Annotated in this window: 1 protein-coding gene and 1 pseudogene; both read right to left on the reverse strand. The window is 77.1% G+C overall.

Translation table 11 applies throughout. The features are described 5' to 3' along the window. Window positions 1-760 (reverse strand): FAD-dependent oxidoreductase (locus tag CCN44_RS42175; RefSeq protein WP_143650488.1); only part of this gene is annotated, 760 nt, incomplete at its 3' end. Next, window positions 757-918 (reverse strand): annotated as a pseudogene (locus CCN44_RS42180) (TetR/AcrR family transcriptional regulator); the annotation flags it as partial. The pseudogene CCN44_RS42180 and the gene CCN44_RS42175, both read right to left, overlap by 4 nt. Window positions 919-945: the final 27 nt, after the last annotated feature.

The following is a 945-nucleotide window of genomic DNA, read 5'->3' on the forward strand; positions in this document are numbered from 1 at the left end:
GGATGCCGTCGGCGAGGGCGCCCGCCCACACCCCGGTGGCGTTGATCACGGCGCGGGCCCTGATCTCGCCCTCCTCACCGGTGAGTTCGTCCCGGATCCGGGCGCCCGTCCCGGTCAGCGCCAGCGCCCGCACCCGGGTCAGCACGCGGGCGCCCCGCGCGGCGGCCGTCCGGGCCACGGCGGTCACCAGGCGGGCGTCGTCGGTCACCTTGCCGTCCCAGGACAGCAGCCCGCCGCGCAGCCCGGCCGCGCGGACCGAGGGCGCCAGGTGCCGGGCCTCCGTCGCCGACAGCCGGCGCGGGGCGGGCAGCACCTGGCGCGGGGTCCGGGCGGCCAGCCGCAGCATGTCCCCGGCCCGGAACCCGGCCCAGGCCAGCGAGGCCTGAGCCCGGGACACCAGCGGGGTCAGCGGCAGCACGAACGGCTGCGCGGCCACCAGGTGCGGGGCGGTCCGGGTCATCAGCACCCCGCGCTCGACCGCGCTCTCGTGGGCGACGTCGAACTGGGCGGAGGCCAGGTAGCGCAGTCCGCCGTGGATGAGCTTGGAACTCCAGCGGGAGGTGCCGAACGCCAGGTCGTGGGCGTCCACCGCGACGACGTCCAGGCCGCGGGCCGCCGCGTCCAGGGCGGCTCCGGCGCCCGTGGCGCCCAGCCCGACCACCAGGACGTCGACCGTCCGGCCGTCCGCGGCCTCGGCCAGTTCCCGGCGGCGCCGGTGCGCGCTCAGCGACGAGCCGGGCGCGGCCTCGGTGTGGCTCATGGCGTCAGGGTCCTCTCCAGGAGGGTGCGCAGCTCGCCGAGGAACGCGGCGGAGTCCAGCTCCGGATCGTCCTCGTCGGTCATCGTGCGCAGGGACAGGGTGAAGGACTGCACGGTCAACAGCACGGCCCGGGCCTGCCGTTCGGGGTGGCCGGGCCGTGCTGTTGACCGTGCAGTCCTTCACCC

It is taken from the genome of Streptomyces tricolor (assembly GCF_002155905.1).
GTDB lineage: Bacteria > Actinomycetota > Actinomycetes > Streptomycetales > Streptomycetaceae > Streptomyces > Streptomyces tricolor.